Annotated in this window: 13 protein-coding genes; 4 read left to right on the top strand and 9 right to left on the bottom strand. The window is 46.0% G+C overall.

Annotation, left to right across the window (positions count from 1 at the left end):
- Window position 1: 1 nt before the first annotated feature.
- The 9 genes from LX99_RS21130 to LX99_RS21170 form a co-directional block, all read right to left on the bottom strand.
- Window positions 2-802, bottom strand: coding sequence for a hypothetical protein (locus LX99_RS21130; RefSeq protein ID WP_109609634.1), 801 nt, complete (start codon window positions 800-802; stop codon window positions 2-4).
- Window positions 803-830: 28 nt separating this feature from the next.
- Complete coding sequence (locus tag LX99_RS21135; RefSeq protein WP_022830706.1) at window positions 831-1,331, bottom strand: heavy-metal-associated domain-containing protein; 501 nt, start codon at window positions 1,329-1,331, stop codon at window positions 831-833.
- Between the two features lie 72 nt (window positions 1,332-1,403).
- Window positions 1,404-1,793, bottom strand: coding sequence for an HYC_CC_PP family protein (locus LX99_RS21140; protein WP_109609635.1), 390 nt, complete (start codon window positions 1,791-1,793; stop codon window positions 1,404-1,406).
- Between the two features lie 158 nt (window positions 1,794-1,951).
- The gene (locus LX99_RS21145) at window positions 1,952-2,632 is read right to left on the bottom strand and encodes an OmpA family protein (protein WP_109609636.1); all 681 of its coding nucleotides are present in this window, start codon (window positions 2,630-2,632) and stop codon (window positions 1,952-1,954) included.
- Window positions 2,633-2,886: 254 nt separating this feature from the next.
- Entirely contained in the window at window positions 2,887-4,221 is a 1,335-nt protein-coding gene (locus LX99_RS21150; RefSeq protein WP_109609637.1) for a sensor histidine kinase, read from the bottom strand.
- A gap of 4 nt (window positions 4,222-4,225) precedes the next feature.
- Window positions 4,226-4,909: a response regulator transcription factor gene (locus tag LX99_RS21155; RefSeq protein ID WP_109609638.1), complete on the bottom strand. Its 684-nt coding sequence runs from the start codon at window positions 4,907-4,909 to the stop codon at window positions 4,226-4,228.
- Between the two features lie 2 nt (window positions 4,910-4,911).
- Window positions 4,912-5,811, bottom strand: coding sequence for a hypothetical protein (locus LX99_RS21160; protein ID WP_170122760.1), 900 nt, complete (start codon window positions 5,809-5,811; stop codon window positions 4,912-4,914).
- The gene (locus LX99_RS21165; RefSeq protein WP_109609640.1) at window positions 5,801-6,145 is read right to left on the bottom strand and encodes a hypothetical protein; all 345 of its coding nucleotides are present in this window, start codon (window positions 6,143-6,145) and stop codon (window positions 5,801-5,803) included. Before LX99_RS21165 ends, LX99_RS21160 begins: the two co-directional genes overlap by 11 nt.
- Before the next feature lie 184 nt (window positions 6,146-6,329).
- Window positions 6,330-7,259: an FAD:protein FMN transferase gene (locus LX99_RS21170; RefSeq protein WP_109609641.1), complete on the bottom strand. Its 930-nt coding sequence runs from the start codon at window positions 7,257-7,259 to the stop codon at window positions 6,330-6,332.
- 426 nt (window positions 7,260-7,685) lie between these two features.
- Between LX99_RS21170 and LX99_RS21175 the strand changes: the two genes are divergently transcribed.
- From LX99_RS21175 to treY, 4 genes are all read left to right on the top strand, one after another.
- Window positions 7,686-10,580, top strand: coding sequence for a DEAD/DEAH box helicase (locus LX99_RS21175; RefSeq protein ID WP_109609642.1), 2,895 nt, complete (start codon window positions 7,686-7,688; stop codon window positions 10,578-10,580).
- Between the two features lie 214 nt (window positions 10,581-10,794).
- Window positions 10,795-12,927: a glycogen debranching protein GlgX gene (gene glgX, locus LX99_RS21180; protein ID WP_109609643.1), complete on the top strand. Its 2,133-nt coding sequence runs from the start codon at window positions 10,795-10,797 to the stop codon at window positions 12,925-12,927.
- Entirely contained in the window at window positions 12,920-14,725 is a 1,806-nt protein-coding gene (gene treZ / locus LX99_RS21185; RefSeq protein ID WP_109609644.1) for a malto-oligosyltrehalose trehalohydrolase, read from the top strand. The genes glgX and treZ overlap by 8 nt, the downstream gene beginning before the upstream one ends.
- Window positions 14,706-18,686, top strand: coding sequence for a malto-oligosyltrehalose synthase (gene treY / locus LX99_RS21190; protein ID WP_245927979.1), 3,981 nt, complete (start codon window positions 14,706-14,708; stop codon window positions 18,684-18,686). Before treZ ends, treY begins: the two co-directional genes overlap by 20 nt.
- Window positions 18,687-18,693: the final 7 nt, after the last annotated feature.

Here is an 18,693-nt window from a genome sequence, read left to right on the forward strand (position 1 = left end):
GTTAAAGATTAAATAAATTGTACTCCAGCCTGATGAGATACATGTTTTGAGTATTGCGTTCCATATCATTATAAATAGGGGTACGGTACGAAAAATCGAGCCGGAAAGTACTGTTGAATATAAACTGTATGGCGGGAGCAACGTCAAGGTAGCTTTGGCCTTTGCCCGGATTGGCTTTACCCAGCAACTCCACATACAGGTTAAGATTGGTTTGGCTGTAGTCGCGGTATTTGCGTGGCAGCAATAAATACCCGCCTGATAAGGTGTAGGCCGCCGCGTTACGCGCCTGGCCAACCGGCAAATCGTATCCTCCCCGGTTAGCAAAGGCACGTAAATAACTTACCGAACCCGAAAGGGCCAGCTTATGCAAAAGCTGTGTAAACACCAAACCGCTTTGCAAACCGCTGTTATCACCTTCAAGGGTAATCTCCTGATTAACTATAGGGTTATCGATACTTGAAAATTTGGCAAACACGGCCCCCCTAAAGTGCTGCTGCACGGTATCGACAGATAAAAAACGGAGTTTTGCATACACGCTGCCCCCTTCAAAATGCTGCCCGCTGCTGTAGTAGTTGGATGTGTACAACGAACCATGTACCATCACCGAGCGGCTAAGGCCGTACATGCCCTCAAAAGTGCTGCGGTTTTTAAAATCGGGTTTAAAGTAGCCCTGGTTTTCAAGGCGCAGACCTAACGAGTTGGTTGCCATGTTGCTGGCAGGCTCGGTATTTACATATAACTCCTGCGCAAACAAGGGGCAGGCCATTGCCGTAAGGCAAACAGCCAGTAATATGCTCTTCATAAAAATTAAAGTTTAAGATGAAGAGCCCTTAAATAGCTAAGTGATAAACCCTGCCGCTTGCTGGCGCGGCATCGGTAACCTGGCCGAGATATTTTTTAGATACCGATTTTGGCGCGAAACCATTATCAACCACCGTAACATTAACATCGCCGGTAAATGATTTATCGCCCGCGTTAAGCAGGTGATAGGTATCGCCCCCGTAGGTAAACTTGCTTTCGGCTACTTTGGTATTGGCAAAATTGTAAGTGGCCTTTAAACTGTTAACCGAAAAGCCTGATCCCTGCACTTTTTTACTGATCTGCTCAAAATTTACCGGAACGTCATTTTTAAAAGTGAGGATATAAGTATTGCGGATTAAATCGGTTTTAATTTCGCCGATAAAAGGAAGCGTACGCAGCGCTTTTTCGGTTGATTTAGCGCAAAGGGCACAGGTTAAACCGCTAACCTGTAATTCGGCTTTGGTGAATTGCGCTTTTGCCGCTGTTACCGACAGCGCGAATATGATGATGAATATTTTAAGGGTTTTCATGTTGATCTTTTTGAATTAATTGTTTGAAAATAAACTGCTGATAGGGTTTACTGTGTTAAAACAATTAAAAGATCAGATACGAAAGATGCAATTTTTAATGAAGGTGGCAATGCGCTGCACCGGCGGATCCGGCGGGCCCCGGTCATAAAACCTATCCGAAACCGATATTGGCAATGCCGGGAAAAGACTGCTTAAGGATAAATGGGGTAACTCAAAGCCAAATACTTTAGCGAGGAAAGAGGTAGCTTCGGCCTGGTGAGCGTCTTTTACCTTTACTTCCAACTGCTTGTCTTTACAGCATTTCATTTTACCGGCGGCTTTATCCATACCGCAGTTAACCGCCGGCGAATCTATCTTCACCGAAGCCACATAATCCCCGCAGATATGAAAGTTAAGCGCAAAGCCCAATACTGTAACGATGTACAGCATAGTGAGCAATATAGCGCCGGTCTTTTTTACCATATAACAAAAGTAAGCGATTAACTTATTGATTGCAAGTGGATTTTATTGGGCGCGGAAGGATGTTATTAATAAAAGGTTAAAATCGCATATGCTCACACAAAAAATCCCCGGCCTTGCGCCGGGGATTTTTAAAACTATTAACTGATCTTATTAATCTTTTATTGAGCCTGCTGTTTGGCCTGCTCTTTCATTTTATCGTTAGCCACAATGGTAATTTCCACACGGCGGTTTTGCGCGCGGCCATCGGCGGTGCTGTTATCGGCAATCGGTTCGCTTTCGCCTTTACCGGTTACTGTCATACGAGATGAAGCTACATTACCTGCCATTAGATATGACTTAACAGCTTCGGCGCGTTTTACAGATAATGTCTGGTTATAACTTTCTGACCCGGTGTTATCAGTATGGCCGATGATGGTTATGTTGGTTTCCGGATTTTTTTGCAATGAAGCTGCCAGGTTTTGCAGGTTGGTTTGCGCTGCTGGTTTCAGGTCAGATTTATTGGTATCAAACAAAATACCCGAGTCAAATTTCACCAAAATACCCTCGCCTTCGCGGGTTACTGTAGCGCCCGGAACGGTTTGTTTAATTTCGGCAGCCTGCCTGTCCATATTACGACCGATAAAAGCACCTGCGCTACCGCCAACCGCGCCACCAATAATAGCGCCCAAAGCGGTATTACCTGCGGCTTTACCAATAAATGCACCTACGGTACCACCGGCACCAGCGCCAATGGCCGCACCTTTTTGAGTTTTAGTAAGTGAATTACATCCGGAGCCTAATAATCCTGTAGTAGCCAACGCTACACCAAGGGTAGCTATTTTTATCTTTAGCGTTCTCATTGTACTTGTATAAATGTTTTACACAACAACCGTTACAAAGCAGATGCCAAAGCCATGGTATGGCATTATTGTAAATCAGCAATGATAAATATGCACTTGTTTACATGTTATGCAATAATTTGCTAATTATTAGTAAAGTAAATATCAATAAAGTAAAAAGCATTTTTACGTTGCGCTACTAACCGACCGGTTTTTAGTACAGTTTTAACAGTAATATTGCTGGTACAGGGCAATTTGACAGGCGGGCCAACGTTTTATTGCACTATGATCAGGGTGCCCGGTAAGATTAATTTAAAAGTAGTGCCCACGCCTTTTTCGGAAATGACGTCGATTTCGATATCATGAAACAGGGCGATCGATTTTACAATGGGCAAGCCAAGGCCGAAACTATCCTGCTGCAGGGCCTGCCTTAATTTTTTAAAGCGGTTAAAAATGAGCGGTATAACATCCGCTTCAATGCCTATGCCTGTATCGGTTACGCTGATCACATATTTATCATGTACCTGTACGCCGGTTATGTTAATGTTTCCTCCCTGGTTGTTATATTTAATAGCGTTATTGACGAGGTTAAAAAACAGGTTAAACAGCAAAAACTTATTGATATTGACAAATTGCCAGTTAACAGGTACCGTCATTTCATAACTGATATCTTTATCCTGCAGGCGGATGGAGATCTCATCATAAACATCCTGCAATAACCCGGCAACCGATGCGGTGTCTTCTTTTAAAAACTGATCGTTTTCAATCTGCGAGATCAGGAGCAGGGTTTTGGTGATGCTTTTAAGACGGTTTAAAATCCGCTGCATTTCCAGCAGGCGCGTTTTCACATCATCATTAATATCCTCCTCCTCAAACATGTTTTCAATTTTTGATTGCAGGATGGATATCGGTGTCATCAGTTCGTGCGAGGCGTTAGATATAAATTCCCGCTCTTTATGAAATTTATCAGCAATGGTTTCAATCATGTTATGGATGCTGATATCCAGGTGCTCAAAATCGGATGTGGTGGTGCGCACTTTACGGTACGAATTAAAATTCGGGAATTTTTGCCCAACCAGTTTTGTTTTAATAATAAGCCGAAGCGGTTTTAACACATACGTTGAATAAACCTGGTCGGCCAGTACGGTAAGCAAAATCATGCCCAGCAAAACCTGGAAGGCGATATTTTGCAGCGGCGCGCTGGTTTCGTCGAGCGTATCAACGCTTTTGCCTATTTCCAGCAGGTAGTTTTTGTTTTTTATTTTGAAGGTATGGCTTAAAATACGGTACTCCAGGGTATCTCCTTCGCTAAAAAGACGCTTTCCGCGTTTAATGGTATCTAAATAATAATCAGGGTCAACCTCATCCAAACTAATGTATTCTTCCTTAAGCGGCAGGTAGCTGCCATAGGCCTCACCGTTTTCAATGTAGGTTTCAATACCCCGGCTTTTTACTATTTGTAGCAGCTTGTTTTTTTGTTTGATAAGCTGGCTGTCAACATAATTACGGCTGATGTTTTTAATCAATACAGGTAACAGCAATACAAACAGTATCACGATCACCAGTTTGGATATGGCGTTAAAAAGCGTAAGTTTTGTTCCTAATTTCAAATACTCAGGCGTTGATCTTTATTTTATAGCCCAGCCCGCGTACCGTTTCCAGCCAATCGGGCGGGGCAAAGGCATTTAATTTTTTGCGGATATTTTTTATATGGGCGTCTATATAATTGCTATCGTAATCATTAATTACAACGCTGCCCCAAATATGTTCGCTTAGCTGCATACGGGTAAGCGTACGGTTTTTATGCAAAATTAAATAGGCAATCAAGTCAAATTCCTTTTTGGTGATGGTATTGATAACGCTGTTATAGTACGATATGGTACGTGCCGTTAAATCAATCAGGAAGCCGCCCAATTCAACAATGTTATTTTTAACCCCAAACTTACGGCGCACAATAGCTTGCATACGGCTTTGCAATTCCAATAATGAAAACGGTTTGGGCAGGTAATCGTCCGCCCCAAGGTCAAGGCCTTTTATACGGTCGTTAATTTCGGCGCGCGCTGTAAGGATGATGCAGGCCGCCTCTGGATCGTGCTTCTTAGCTTCCCTAAGCAGGTCAAGCCCGTCGTAATCGGGCAGGCCCAGGTCTATCAATATAAAATCGTACAGGCTGGTAGCAATTTTTTCGGAGGCCGAGATGCCGTCGAAACAAACCTCGCAAACATAATTATAGTTAGTGAGGAAAATTTCCAGTTCGCGGGCCAGCGCGGTTTCGTCTTCTATTATTAAAACATTCATACCTAATAAAAAACGTAGTAAAAGGTTAGGTTATAAAATGATTCGCGGCGGTTAAGCAACACGCCCTCCACGTTAACCGGGATAGAGTACTTGTACGAAAACTCGAAGGTGTAATGCGGCCGGTTATAAGCCACAGGTATTTTAAAGCTGTAATTAAGCATATTAAACCTGCGGTTGCGGGCGGCATACCTCGGGTCGAAGTGAGCCGCGATATTACTGGCCTCATCCCTGAAGTTATGATCGAGCGAGTAACGCTGCACAAAGTTTTGCGTACCTAAGATGAAATTGACAGCAGGGTTAAACGAAAGATAGTCCTGGTCATCAAAAATACTCCAGCTGCTTTCCCAGTATTTGGAGTGGCTTACGGTGACAAAAAAATCGTTCGATTTACCGAAAAGATAATCAAGTACAACGCTCGATTTAAGGTATTTCCAATCGTATGAGTTTTTGAAATTGATATCGTTTGACGAGGCCGATTTGATAACCTTTGCCGCATCCCTGGCAAAAAAGAACCGCGTATAACTGGCCGAGCCCGAAAACGCTTTCGAAAACTTATAAAAATAGCCGCCGCCCACATCAACCTCATCAACCGGGGCGTAACCCAAAACCTTAAATGCCGAACTGTACAGAAATAAGCCCGATTTGGTATTGTAAATCAAATCGGCAGTAACAAAAGGATATTTAACCGGACCGGTACGCCCAAAGAAAAGCACATCGCTGCCGTAACTTACCCCGGCAGATACCGAGCGTTTACGGATAATGGTATCAGAATCGGCTGTTAATTGATGCTTCGCTATTACAAAACCCAGGTTGGCAGGAGCACTGAAAGCAGTACCGCCGACAACTATCAATAAAAGCAAGCAAATATATTTCATCAATATGGTAGATTGTTTAATTGCCATTTCTCCTCGGTATTTCGGGCGGACGCTCCATCCCTTCGGGGCGGCGCTGCCTTTTTGGTTTAGGTTTGGGCGGCGTGGCGGCATCGTCATCAACCGTGGCTGGTTTGGCCTGTTTTTTAGCCTTGGCTATCTCCTTAATTTTCTTCCTTTCCTCCTCCTGCTGTTTTTTTGTTTTGTTGGTGGTATCGGCCAAAGTTTTTGGATACAACGCCGTAACCGGTATTTTGTTACCCGCCGAAACGGTTAACGGAATATCTTTAACGTTTGCGCTGGCGAATGATATACGTGGTGCAAATATCAATAACAATACAATATACGCAAACCACTTTATCATTGAGGAGAAGAAAAGCTTAAAAATATTTTCAAATTTCGACCAAATTAAACTTTATTGCAAAAAGCTGACAGAGGCGTTAAATAAAAAATCAGTTACACCGGCACTAACCGTACCCATGTAACTGAGGCAAAAAAATCTTAATTATGATGTAGGTTTAATAATATCTGATTGAGTTGAGCTATACTTACAGGCTTATATCCTTTGAAGTATAAACACGGCTCTGGTCATCTATAATAATACAGCCAACCTGGTTAAGCTGGTTGATCAGGTATAAGCCCGCGTTAACGCCCATGCTTAAGATGGGTGTCGCCATGGCGTCGGCAAATTCGGCAGTGGGGCTTAGCATGCTTACGCTGCTGATTCCGCTAACCGGGAAACCCTTTTTAGGGTTAAGCACGTTAACAAATTTTTTGTTACTGATGCTGGCATATTTTTCGGCATTAACCGAGGTAGCGAAAGCCATGTTGCTGATCTCCAGATCGGCAAACGGTTGTTTAGCCTGCCCTGGGTCTGCATCGGCTACTGTCCATGGCATTGCGCCTGGTTGTAAGCCCCAGGTTAGCAGGTCGCCGCCTACATTAATTACACCGCTGTCAACGCCATTCATCTGTAAAACATATTTGGCCCTGTCGGCAGCGTAGCCTTTACCATTGGCGCCAAAACCAATCCGCATGTTGGCTTGTTTTAAAAAAACCGTTTGGTTTGCCGCGTCAAGTACAATGCTTTTATAGCTGGCCAAAGTTTTGGTTTGCTGCGTTGCCTTAACGGTTACATCGCCGTGATCTTCATTTTTATCGGTAAGATAAGTGATATCAAAAGAACCGTAGGTAAGTTCTGAAATCTGTACCGCACGGCTGATGAGCCTGAAGGTTTCACCATCGGCTTTTACCGGCGCTATGCCTGCATTGCGGTTAATCTGGTTGATGCTGCTATCATCGCTAAACGCCGAAAGAAGTTTCTCAACGCGGTTTATTTCATCAACGGCAAGGTCAATTTGCTCATCGGCCAGCAGCGGGTTATTACCCACTACACTAATTTCAAATTTATCCCCCATTAAACGCACCGAACGCCTGTAGGTGGTTAAATTATCGGTTAAAGTTTTTATAGCCAGCATAAAATCAAGTTTTTAAGTTCCGTTTACACCATGTAGTGTTAAAAGCATTACGATAATAAAGCCGGTAACGCTACATATTACTTAACAGGAACTAAAGTAGGCCCGCTTTATGAAATTGAGATGAAAAAGCCTTTTCAATTACAGCAATTAACTGATTTTGACATTTTTTAACATTTGGGTGATAAAGGGATAGTTGGGGTGGGGAAAATTAAAAAATTCCTTTAATCCTACCCCACCCAAATCCCGGTTCATACAAGAATCCGTGTAATCCCCAACCGCCAAAATATCATCTGTGTTATCAACATCAGGTCAATTTCATGGTCTTAACATTTTTTTAATATAAAACATTTTCAATTGCAGTAAATTCTGTTTACGTTTGAATTTTTTCTTGATGTAGCTTCAAATAATTTTTTACCTGAGAAGCACATGTTACGCGTAGACAGTTCCAAGCCATGCCAAATTATTTATGCTATCGCCAAGCATGACTACCTGTCGTATGTTATTGAGCCTCATATAGTTCAACTTAATCCCAATGGTGAGTTTTCCCTAACACACCAGCGTCTTTTCTCCAACACGGCCAAAGAGTTTTGCGAGTTCCTGGATGATACCGATCTCAAACTCATCAAACTTTTGGAAGAGATGGAGCAAGGCAACGTGATTAAGAAATATTATAAAAAGCCCATCCGCCCTTTCGAGTTTTTCTCAAAGATCTTCAACGAGCAAATGTTCGATATGATCCGCCCTAAAATTGAGAAGCGCATTGCCGAAGCTTTGGGCCTGCTTTGCAGCAAACAGGTTTACCAGATGAGCAAGGAAGGCTACCCTGCCGAGCGTAAATTGCAGCTGGCTACCGAAGCCGCTTCGGTGCTGTTCCATTTCAGGCGCAATGAGGAGGAGATCAGGTACTTTCCTACCATTAAGTACCAGGGCATGCGCATTGAGTTTATGTTCAAAAATGCCGAAATCATCTGTAACCACCCGGCCTGGATGCTGCTTGATGATACCCTGTATTATTTTGATAAAGAGATAGAGGGTAAAAAACTGCAGCCGTTTTTAAACAAGCGTTACATTGCCATCCCCAAATCGTCTGAGCAATCGTACTTCGAAAAGTTTGTTACCCCGTTGATAGAAAAGCATAATGTTTATGCCGAAGGTTTTACCATTAATACCGAAAAATATGATGCCCGCCCTGTATTAAAGCCTATTTACGTTGAGGGGGGCACATCGCAGCTGCAGCTTTCGTTTAAATACGCGGGTTATACCTTCCCCTATGGCGATGGCAGGAACATTTCGGTACGGATGGAAAAAACAGGCGATGATTATCTGTTTCACCGCATCAAACGCTCAACCACCTGGGAGAAAGGCAAGATGCAGCAGTTGGAGCAGATAGGCCTGCAGGTTACTTCGTCATTATTTCAAAACCTGGAAGTTGCCGGGCATAGCGATGATGACGACCGCTCATTTTCGATTTTTGAATGGCTTAACCAACACCACGACCAGCTCATTAAAGAGGGCTTTGTGCTTGAGCAGCCCGAAGGCCAGAAACGCTATGTATTTGGCAGCAGTAAAATTGAACTGGAAGTTACCGAAAATAACGACTGGTTTGATATTAATGCCATGGTAACCTTCGGCCCGTACCGCATCCCCTTTATCCAGCTAAAAAACCATATCCTTAACCATAAAAAGGAATTTATACTGCCTTCGGGCGAAATTGCCGTAATTCCTGAAAAATGGTTTTCGCAATACGGTAACCTGCTGCACTTTACCGAGGGCGGCAACGATCTGAAACTTCGCCGCCACCACATTGGCATGGTTACCGATTTAGCCGAGGGCGAGATGGCCAACGTTACCATGAACCGCAAGCTGCAAAAGCTTACTGATTTTGACGAGCTTGAGGACGCGCCCATGCCTGCCAACTTTGCAGGCAGCTTAAGGCCTTACCAAAAGGCGGGCTACAACTGGTTCCATTTTTTAAAGCAATATCATTTTGGCGGCTGCCTGGCCGATGATATGGGCCTGGGCAAAACCGTACAAACGCTTTCGCTGATCCAAAAACATAAGGAAGACACCGAAAACAATGGCGGCAAGGCAACATCGCTGGTCATCATGCCAACCTCGCTGATTTATAACTGGCTTAACGAGGCCCGCAAGTTTGCCCCCCAATTAAGGCTCATGGTACATACAGGTACCATGCGTTACCGCAGCGCCGAAGTTTTTGCCAATTACGATGTTGTGATCACCACCTACGGCATCAGCAGAATAGACATCGAAATATTTAAAGATTTCTTTTTTGATTACGTAATCCTGGATGAAAGCCAGAATATCAAAAACCCGTCGTCTAAATCGTACCAGGCGGTAAAGCAGCTTAAATCGCGCTTTAAGCTGATATTGAGCGGAACCCCGGTAGAAAATTCGGTGAACGATTTGTGGACACAGATGAGTTTCATTAACCCCGGCTTACTGGGTTCGCAACAGTTTTTTCAAAACGAGTTTGTAACCCCTATCGAAAAAAAGAAGGATGAAGACAAGGCCCGTAAACTGCAGGCCCTGATCAAACCTTTTGTATTGCGCCGCACCAAAGAGCAGGTAGCCACCGAGCTGCCGCCAAAAACGGAAAACCTGTTTTATTGCCAGATGACGGAAGAACAATCGTCGGTATATGAGCAGGTAAAATCCGATTACCGCAACGAATTGCTGAAAAGCCTGGAGGATGGCACCTTCGCCCAAACACAGATCCAGGTATTACAGGGCCTGATTAAGCTGCGCCAGATAGCCAATCACCCGGTAATGATTGACGATGATTACGAGGGCGACAGCGGTAAGTTTGAAGATGTGGTGCATACGCTGGGCAACGTGCTGGACGGCGGCCATAAAGTGCTGATATTTTCACAGTTTGTAAAACAGCTTACCATTTATCGCGAGCATTTTGACCGTACAGGCATCCCTTACGTGTATCTTGACGGCGCTACCCAAAACCGGGGTGATGTGGTGAAGCAGTTCCAGGAGGATAAAAAAACCCGTGTATTCCTCATCTCGATAAAAGCAGGCGGCGTAGGCTTAAACCTTACCGAAGCCGATTATGTATTTATCCTCGACCCATGGTGGAACCCGGCTGTAGAGCAGCAGGCTATCGACCGTACGCACCGCATCGGCCAAACCAAAAACGTATTCATTTATAAGTTTATTACCAAAGATTCGGTTGAAGAGAAGATTCTGGCCCTGCAGCAGCGCAAGCTAAGTTTATCAAGGGCATTGATCACCACCGAGGAAAGCTTTATCAAATCGCTCACGGCGGAAGATATCAGGGAGATTTTGGGTTAACATTTATTGGCCTAACTCATCAGCATGCCGAGACTGCTTTGCGGCGTTGGGTATCATAGCAATTATAAAAACCGTAATAAATAAAGCGCGCCTTTACTACAACTTCAAGTTTTGGACGGGTTACAATTGAATATGCTTTTTGTTGGCAGTTTTAGTCAAAACTTAAAAGCAGGAAGCCCCAAAACATTTTAACAACATATTGATTTATGTTGTTATGACAACAAAAACTTACCCCGGAAAACCCTACCCCCTCGGTGCGAGCTGGGATGGCGAAGGCGTTAATTTTGCCCTTTTTGCCGACTATGCAACCGGCGTTGAGCTTTGCCTTTTTAAAGGCGAAACCGACGAAGTTGAATACGAGAAAATTAAATTAACCGAACGTACCCACCAGATCTGGCACGTATATATCCCCGGCGCTAAACCCGGTTTACTGTATGGTTATAAAGTATCAGGCCCGTTTGAACCCGAAAACGGCCATCGCTTTAACAACAATAAATTACTGATCGATCCTTACGCCAAATCAATCGCGGGGCGTATTGACTGGCACGACGCCTTGTTTGCCTACAATATAGGCGACCCTGACGCCGATCTCAGCTTCAGCGAGTTGGATAGCACGCCATTTATCCCCAAATCGGTTGTTGTTGACCCTGAATTTGATTGGGAAGATGATCAGCCGCTGCGGATCCCCTATCATAAATCCATTATCTACGAAACCCATGTTAAGGGTTTTACCATTCAAAACACCGAAATCCCGGAGGAGATCAGGGGCACTTATGCCGCCCTGGCACATCCGGTAACAATTAAATACCTCCAGGAATTAGGCATAACCGCCGTGGAGCTGATGCCCGTACACCAGTTTGTGAACGACAGGGGCTTACTTGACAAAGGGCTTACCAATTATTGGGGTTACAACACCATCGGTTTTTTTGCACCTGATGTTAAATACTCAGGGTCGGGCGTTTTGGGCGGACAGGTGAAAGAGTTTAAAGAAATGGTGAAGGCCCTGCATAAAGCAGGCATAGAGGTGATACTTGACGTGGTTTATAACCATACCGCCGAAGGTAACCAGATGGGGCCTACAATATCATTTAAAGGCATTGATAACTCCTCATACTACCGCCTTACTGATGATAACAAGCGCTATTATATGGACTATACGGGTACAGGCAATACGCTGAACGCCATGCTGCCTAATGTGCTGAGGTTTATTATGGATAGCCTGCGCTACTGGATAACCGAGATGCACGTGGATGGCTTCAGGTTTGACCTTGCCGCCACGCTGGCCCGCGAACTGCACGAGGTTAACCGCCTGAGCGCCTTTTTTGATATCATACACCAGGACCCGGTAATATCGCAGGTAAAACTTATTGCCGAACCCTGGGATGTGGGTGAGGGCGGCTACCAGGTAGGCAAATTTCCGCCGGGCTGGGCGGAGTGGAACGGAAAATACCGCGACTCGATCCGCGATTACTGGATAGGCGCCGACAGCATGCTTGGCGAGTTTGGGCAACGGCTTACAGGCAGCCCTGATCTGTACCAGGACGACTACCGCAAGCCTACGGCCAGCGTTAACTTTATTACCGCCCACGATGGTTTTACCCTGAACGACCTCGTATCCTACAACGAGAAACATAACGAGGCCAACGGCGAAGACAATAACGATGGCGAAAGCCATAACCGCTCGTGGAATTGCGGGGCCGAAGGCCCTACCGACGATGCGGCGATCATCGCGCTGCGCGCACGGCAAAAACGTAATTTGCTGGCCACACTGTTCCTGTCGCAGGGGGTGCCTATGCTGGTGGCGGGTGATGAGTTTGGCCGCACGCAAAACGGCAACAACAACGCCTATTGCCAGGATAATGAAATTTCGTGGCTTAACTGGGCCGAAGCCGATCATGAACTGCTGGAATTTACCAAAAAGGTGATCAAATTGCGCAAGCAACACCCCGTTTTCCGCAGGCGCAAATGGTTCCAGGGCTTGCCGATTAAAGGCAAGGGGCTGGAAGATATAGCCTGGTTTTTACCAGAGGGTAGTGAAATGAGCGAAGAAAACTGGAACCATGGTTTCGCCAAATCATTAGGGGTGTTTTTAAACGGTCGCGGTTTACACCACGTTGGTCCTAAAGGCGAGCCCGTTATTGACGATAGTTTCTATATTATTTTCAATGCCCATCATGAGGCGCTGGATTATGTGATGCCGCCTAAAATTTATGGCGACGACTGGAAAAAGATCCTGGATACGGCCGATGATCATGTAGAAGAACAGGTATTGAACAATGATGAAAAAATAACGGTTCAGGGCCGTTCGATAGTTTTATTGCAACACCCCATTATAACACATGAATAACAAACCAACGCCCGGTGTGCGGTTTAAAGAAAACCGGGCCGAAATAGCCGTTTGGGCGCCCCATGCAAAAAAGGCGGCAATAGTTCTTAACGATGGTAACATGCTTGATCTTAACCCTAAAGATCATGGCTACTGGGTGTTAAATACCCCGGCGCTGCGCCCGGGTGATGGCTATCGCTTTAAGCTGGATGGCGGCGAACCGCTGCCCGATCCGGCTTCGCTATCGCAACCGGACGGCGTACATGGGGCCTCCAGGGCTGTTGACCTGCATCAGTTTAACTGGACAGATACCGGTTGGCAAAACCCCGATCTGGAACAATACCTCATTTATGAGCTCCATACCGGTACCTTTAGCCAGGCAGGAACATTTGATGGCGTTGCCGAAAAGCTTGGCTATCTGAAAGATCTGGGTGTTACTGCTATCGAGATCATGCCGGTTGCACAATTTCCGGGAGGGCGCAACTGGGGGTACGATGGCGTATTTCCCTATGCTGTTCAAAATACCTACGGCGGCGCCCGCGGTTTGGCAAAGCTGGTAGATGCCTGCCATCAACATGGCATAGCCGTAATACTGGATGTGGTTTATAACCACTTTGGGCCCGAGGGTAATTATATGGGCAGTTATGGCCCGTACTTTACCGGTAAATATCATACGCCCTGGGGCGATGCCCTTAATTTTGACGATGCCTGGTGCGATGAGGTGCGGCATTATTTTATCCGGAATGTACTGATGTGGTTCAGGGATTTCCATATCGACGCGCTGAGGCTGGATGCCGTACACGCCATTAAAGATTTTGGCGCCAAACATATCTTGAAGGAAATAAGGGAAAATGTGGATGAGCTGATGGCCCAAACAGGCCGTAAACATCATCTTATTGTTGAGCTTGATCTGAACGACCCCATATTCATCGACCCCGCAGAAAAACGAGGCTACGGTATGGATGCCCAATGGATTGATGAATTTCATCATGCCTTACGGGTAACCGCGGGCGAAAAACGCGACGGCTATTATTCGGATTTTGAAGGCATAGCGCATCTGGCCAAATCCTATAACAGCGCCTATGTTTACGATGGCATTTATTCGCCGGGAAGGTTAAAAACATTTGGCGCTAAGGCTAATGATAATCCGGGCAGCCAGTTCATTGTGTTTTCGCAAAACCATGATCATGTAGGCAACCGCATGCTCGGCGAACGCAGCAGTAAGCTGTTTAGCTTTGAAATGCAGAAGCTGATGGCCGGTGCCGTAATGGTAAGTCCCTTTATCCCGATGTTGTTTATGGGCGAGGAATGGGCCGAGCCTAATCCCTTTCAATATTTTGTAAGCCATACCGACCCGGAACTGGCCGATGCCGTGCGCAAAGGCCGTAAGGCCGAATTCGCTTCATTTCATACGGAAGAGGAGGCGCCCGACCCGCAGGCGGTTGAAACCTTTAATAGTTCAAAACTGCAATGGGATTTACTGAACAAAGAAGGGCACCGGCAAATGCTGGGTTTTTACCAGGCCCTGATCCGCATCCGGAAACAATTGCCCGCGCTGGCAACCCTCAACCGGAAAAATTTAAAAACCATCGTTAATGAAACCGAAAAAACACTGTTGTTGCAACGCTGGCATGGCGGGCAATCTGTGTTTTGCCTGATGAATTTTTCGGACGGGGAACGCCCGGTGAGTTTCCCTGAAAACGCGGCCTGCAGCATCGTACTCAACTCGGCCGATACGGAATGGAATGGCCCCGGCCGGGCAGCAGCGGGATATATCAGGCCGCAATCTATCATTATATATGAAAGCAGCAATGTTTAATCCTGTAAGTACATATCGCATCCAGTTTCATAAAGGTTTTACTTTTCGCCATTTTGAAAAAATAATACCCTACCTGGTAAAACTGGGTATCAATACCATTTACGCCTCGCCGGTATTTAAAGCCGTACCCGGGAGTAACCACGGTTACGACGGGACAGATCCTCTGCAGATCAACCCGGAAATAGGTACGCTTGAGCAGCTCAAAAAAATCACGGCTAAACTGAAAGCCAAAGGCATCAGCTGGATCCAGGATATTGTGCCTAACCACCTGGCCTATCACCCCGATAACGCCTGGCTGATGGACCTGCTTGAAAACGGGCCACAATCGGCGTATAAACACTATTTTGAACAAAGTATTGATGATCCGCAGCTTTTTGAGGGGCCTATCATGGTGCCCTTTCTGGGTGATGACGCCGATGCGGTTATTGATAACGGGGAACTGAACATCGTAAGGCAAAAAGGCAGACTGTTCTTTAATTATGCCGGTAGCTACTGGCCGCTGCAACCGGCATCCTATCCGCCTAAAAACAAACCGCTAAGTGTTGTTAACCAGGATAAAGCGCTGTTAAAGCAGATTGCCGGGCAGCAGCATTACCGGCTTTGCAGCTGGAAAGAAACAGACCGGCAAATCAACTTCAGGCGTTTTTTTACGGTGAACGGGTTGATTTGTATCAATATTCAGCACAACGAGGTTTTTAACCATTTTCATCAGCTTATCCACTCGCTATTACAGGAAGATGTGATACAGGGTTTACGCATCGACCATGTGGATGGGCTGTATGATCCTGAAAAGTACCTGCAGCAATTGCGCGGCCTGGCCGGCCCGGATGCTTATATCATCGTAGAGAAGATATTGGAGCATGGAGAAGAAATGCCTGCATGGCCTGTTGAGGGAAATACGGGGTATGATTTTTTAGCCGTGGTTAATAACCTGCTTACCAACCGCAAAAGCGAGCCGGTTTTTACCGCCTTTTATCAAAAACTTTCACAAATTACCACGCCTGTACAGGAACAGATCAGGCGGAAAAAAGCCTACATATTGCATCATCAAATGGCGGGCGAACTGGAAAACCTCAGCCGCCTGTTTAAAACGCTCGGCTTTGCCAAAAAAACGGATATATCCCAAGATGAGCTAAAAAAAGCGATCGCGCAGTTATTGGTGTACTGCCCCGTTTACAGGTATTATGAAGATCATCCGCCGATAAAAACAATCTTCAAAGAGATCATCAGTAACCACCCCGAATTGAAACCCGCGGTTACCCTGTTAAAAAAGGCCTGGCAAAAAGAGGCGAACCCCGATGCCACCAGGTTTTTCAGGCGATGCATGCAGTTTACCGGGCCGCTGATGGCCAAGGGGGTGGAAGATACGCTGATGTATACCTACAACCGTTTTATTGCCCATAACGAGGTTGGCGATACGCCCGACACCTTCGGCCTGTCGGTAAAGTTTTTTCACAAAACCATGAAAAAGCGATTGAAAGACTGGCCCTTATCAATGAACGGCACATCCACGCACGATACCAAACGCGGCGAAGATGCCCGGGCACGGCTTAATGTGATAACTGATATCCCGGACGAATGGATAGTAAAGGTTACCGAATGGCGGGAGCTTAACCAGCATCTGAAACAAAATAACGTGCCCGATGCCAACGACGAATATTTTATATACGAAACCTTGCTTGGTACTTACCCTATGCCGGGGCAGGATGAGGATAATTACCCGGAACGGATACAACAATACCTCGAAAAAACACTAAGGGAAGCCAAGCTGCATTCGGGCTGGGCCGAACCCAACGAGGAATATGAAACCGGAACCATGCAGTTTGTAAAAGAGCTGCTTAAAAAGCGGGGCGATTTTTGGCAAAGCTTTAAGGCATTCCATCAAAAGGTCGCGGGTTTTGGCGTAGTTAACTCGCTTGCGCAACTGCTGTTAAAATTAACCACCCCCGGCATTCCCGATATTTACCAGGGATGCGAACTGTGGGATTTAAGCATGGTTGACCCGGACAACCGCCGCCCCGTTGATTATGAACTCAGGAGCGGGTGGTTAGCTGAGGCGGCTGATCTAACCGAACTTTGGGAAAATAAATTTACAGGGCAAATTAAACAACGGCTGCTTCAGCAGGTATTGCAGCAGCGTAAAACAGCCCCGCTATTGTTTGCAGAGGGCGATTACATCCCGCTGCAAACTACGGGTAAATTTAAAACCAACGTGCTGGCCTTCGCCCGTAAATATAAGGGCACCTGTTATGTGGTAGCTGTTCCGTTGGGAATGGCCGCCATCAGCGATGACCTATCGGCTGTTGAATGGGAAGATACGGCCATCATTTTACCGGATGGGCTGCCTGCAGGATATGAAAATGTGCTGTTGAAAGCGAAAGATAACGCTACCGGCCAAATATTGATTTCATCTATATTTAAAAAACTGCCGGTTGCCCTGTTAAAGTTTGAAAACGCGCCTAATGCGCGTGGTTCTGGTGTATTGGCTCATATCACATCGCTGCCTTCGGCCTTTGGCGCCGGAGACCTGGGCCCCAATGCCAAAGCCTTTGCTGATCTGCTTCACCGGTCGGCACAAAAATACTGGCAAATCCTGCCGCTGAGCCCGGTAAATGATAAAGCACAGTTTTCGCCTTACAGTTCATGGTCGGCCATGGGGGGCAATATTTCGCTGATCAGCCCGGAGTTATTGGTTGCCGACGGTTTGTTGAACCAGTCCGATCTTGATCCTTATACCGAAGATGGCAGCGATAGGGCCAGCCTGGCTACCACCGCGCGGGTAAAACAATTGCTGCTTGATAAGGCCTGGAAAAATTATGTTGCCGGCAATGCCGTTTGGCTAACAGATTTATTCGCGGTTTTTTGTAAAAACGAGGATTACTGGCTCAATGATTTCGCGCTGTACCCGGTGCTGAAATCTGCGCATAAAGGATTGCCGTGGCACCAGTGGCCCGCCAAATACAAAACGCGTAATACCAGGGCGCTGCACAATTTCGGCCTCAAAAACAGCCTGAAAATAGAGCAGGTTAAATGGCAGCAATTTATCTTCGCCCGGCAATGGAAAAAATTAAAGCAGTATTGCAATGAGTTTGAGATCAGCATCATTGGCGACCTGCCGTTTTATGTAGCCTACGATTCGGTGGATGTTTGGGCCAACCCTGAAATTTTTGAACTGGATAAAAGCGGCGAAATGCAGTATGTTGCCGGTGTTCCGCCTGATTATTTTAATGCCGACGGGCAACTTTGGGGGATGCCGGTTTTTAACTGGGAAAAACTAAAGCAGCAGGGTTACGATTGGTGGGTTAAACGCATCCGAAAAAATATCCAATTGTTTGACATCGTTCGGCTCGACCACTTCAGGGCATTCTCCTCATACTGGTCGGTACCGGCAACTGAAAGTACCGCGGTTAACGGCCAATGGAAAACAGGCCCGGGCGATGATTTATTTAAGGCGCTGAAGAAACAGCTTGGCCATCTCCCTTTTATTGCCGAAGACCTGGGCGATATTGACGGGGCAGTTTACGCCTTGCGTGATAAATGGCAACTACCCGGCATGAAAGTATTACAGTTTGCCTTTGGCGAAACCGCCAGATCCACCCACACGCCGCACAACTACACGCCAAACCATGTGGTTTACACGGGCACGCATGATAATAATACCACACGCGGTTGGTTTGAAGATGAAACCGATCAAAAGGTTAGGGACCAACTGGAACGCTATGCGGATGTTAAGGTAAAAGCTAAAAACGTTAACGAGTTGTTGATTAAAGCGGCCTTCGCCTCGGTAGCCAATATAGCCATAGTACCCATCCAGGACCTGCTTGGCTTAGGCGGAAACGCCCGCATGAACCTGCCTGCCACTACAGATGGCAACTGGGCCTGGCGCCTCACCTCTGCCGACCTGGAAAATCTGCCCGTAAAAAAACTTAAAAAGTGGACCATCCTTTATAACCGGAGCTGATTTCAGC

It is taken from the genome of Mucilaginibacter oryzae (assembly GCF_003148845.1).
Taxonomy (GTDB): domain Bacteria; phylum Bacteroidota; class Bacteroidia; order Sphingobacteriales; family Sphingobacteriaceae; genus Mucilaginibacter; species Mucilaginibacter oryzae.